Raw genomic sequence first — 2470 nt, forward strand, 5'->3', positions numbered from 1 at the left:
TCGAAGTTCCGGTTCTCCAGGGTGGCCGGCGCGCCGAGCAGCTCCGAGATCTCGTCGACCAGCTCCTGGTAGTCACCCTTGTAATCCGGCGTCACTCGGGCATTCTCCCGCATTTTCGCAGGCGCTTCATACATCTGTCTGAGATCCAGTGCACGGATGCGTGACAGCTGTCGATGGCAGACGATCGGAGGGATCCTTAACTTTCACGGTGGTTCTCCGTGCCGTCCCCGAATGGTCGGGTTCCGGCCGTCTGTTGCTTGCCTGTGGAGGTGCCCCGTGCTGGGTCCCGTGATTCTCGCCGCGTCGCGCAGCGACCGGATGCGACGCCTGATCTCGGCGGCGCCGGTCACCAAGCAGGTCGTCGACCGCTTCATCCCCGGCGAGACCGTGGACGACATCGTCCCCGTCGTCGAGGACCTGACCGGCAGGGGCCTGGAGCTGACCATGGACGTGGTCGGCGAGGACATCACCTCGCCCGAGCAGGCCGCCGCCGCCCGCGACGCCTATCTGCGCCTGATCGACCGGATCAAGGACCTCGAGCTCGGCCCCAAGGTCGAGATGTCGGTGAAGCTGTCGATGTTCGGCCAGGCGCTGCCCGGCGGCCACGAGCTCGCCCTCGCCAACGTCCGCCCGGTCGTCGAGGCCGCCGCCGCGATCGGCACCACGGTCACCCTGGACGCCGAGGACCACACCACCCTCGACTCGATGTTCGCCATCCACGAGGAGCTGCGGAAGGACTTCCCGCAGACCGGCTGCGTCATCCAGGCCTACCTCTTCCGCACCGAGGCCGACGCCCGCCGCCTGGCCGCGAGCGGCAGCCGGGTCCGCCTGGTCAAGGGCGCCTACAAGGAGCCCGCCGAGGTCGCGTACCAGAACAAGCACGAGATCGACAAGGCGTACGTCCGGATCCTGCGCACCCTCATGGAGGGCGACGGATACCCGATGGTCGGCTCGCACGACCCGCGGCTGATCTCCATCGCCCAGGAGCTGGCGCGGACCGCCGGGCGCAAGCTGGACGAGTACGAGTTCCAGATGCTGTTCGGCATCCGGGGCGAGGAGCACCTGCGGCTGGCCGCCGAGGGTCACCGCATGCGCGTCTACACCGCCTACGGCACCGACTGGTACGGGTACTTCATGCGCCGCCTGGCGGAGAAGCCGGCGAACCTGCGCTTCTTCCTGCGGAGCATGATCAGCCGTGGCTGACCCGCGCTTCTTCGTGTGCTCGATGGCCGGCAAGGGCTGAGCCCGCCTCCGCTCGAGCCCCGTCCCCGCTCGCAACACCGCTCAAGTCAAGGAGTTACGGAACCCATGGACGCTGTGACCCAGGTCCCCACCCCCGTCAACGAGCCGGTGCACGGCTACGCCCCCGGTTCCCCGGAACGCGCCCGTCTGGAGGCGAAGCTCAAGGAGCTCGCCGAGAACCCCGCCGACCTGCCCTGCACGATCGGCGGTGAGAAGCGCATGGGCGGCGGCGAGGCCTTCGAGGTCGTCCAGCCGCACAACCACAAGGCGGTCCTCGGCACCTACCGCAACGCGACCAAGCAGGACGCCCAGGACGCGGTCGACGCGGCCCTCGCCGCCGCCCCGGCCTGGCGCGCCATGTCCTTCGACGACCGCGCCGCGATCATCCTGCGCGCCGCCGAGCTGCTGGCCGGCCCCTGGCGCGAGACCATCGCCGCCTCCACCATGCTGGGCCAGTCCAAGACCGCCCAGCAGGCCGAGATCGACAGCCCCTGCGAGCTGGTCGACTTCTGGCGCTTCAACGTCCACTACGCCCGCCAGATCCTGGCCGAGCAGCCCCCGGCCAACTCCCCGGGTGTGTGGAACCGCCTGGACCACCGCCCGCTGGAGGGCTTCGTCTACGCGATCACCCCGTTCAACTTCTCGGCGATCGCCGCCAACCTGCCCACCGCGCCGGCCCTGATGGGCAACGTGGTGATCTGGAAGCCGTCCCCGACCCAGACCCACGCCGCCGTGCTGCTCATGAAGCTGCTGGAGGAGGCCGGTCTGCCCAAGGGCGTCATCAACCTCCTCACCGGCGACGGCATCGAGGTCTCCGAGGTCGCCCTGAACCACCGCGACCTGGCGGGCATCCACTTCACCGGTTCGACCAAGACCTTCCAGTACCTGTGGAAGACGGTCGGCAACAACATCGAGAAGTACCGCTCCTACCCGCGCCTGGTCGGCGAGACCGGCGGCAAGGACTTCGTGGTGGCCCACCCGAGCGCCGACCGCGCGGTGCTCAAGACCGCCCTGACCCGCGGCGCCTTCGAGTACCAGGGCCAGAAGTGCTCGGCCACCTCCCGGGCGTACATCCCGGCCTCCATCTGGAACTCCGGTTTCAAGGAGGAGTTCGCCGCCGAGGTCGACGGCATCGCCATGGGTGACGTCACCGACCTGTCGAACTTCATCGGCGCGGTCATCGACGAGCGCTCCTTCGCCAAGAACAAGGCCGCCATCGACCGGGCGA

The 2470-nt window shown here is 68.7% G+C and carries 2 protein-coding genes; both read left to right on the top strand.

Translation table 11 applies throughout. The features are described 5' to 3' along the window. Positions 1 to 276 precede the first annotated feature (276 nt). The gene (locus IE249_RS29195) at positions 277 to 1203 is read left to right on the top strand and encodes a proline dehydrogenase family protein (RefSeq protein ID WP_189709524.1); all 927 of its coding nucleotides are present in this window, start codon (positions 277 to 279) and stop codon (positions 1201 to 1203) included. Between the two features lie 105 nt (positions 1204 to 1308). Next, a partial coding sequence (locus IE249_RS29200; protein ID WP_229859496.1) for an aldehyde dehydrogenase family protein occupies positions 1309 to 2470 on the top strand: 1162 nt, incomplete at its 3' end.

The sequence above is a fragment of the Streptomyces anandii JCM 4720 genome (genome assembly GCF_014650655.1).
GTDB classification, from domain to species: Bacteria; Actinomycetota; Actinomycetes; order Streptomycetales; family Streptomycetaceae; genus Streptomyces; species Streptomyces anandii.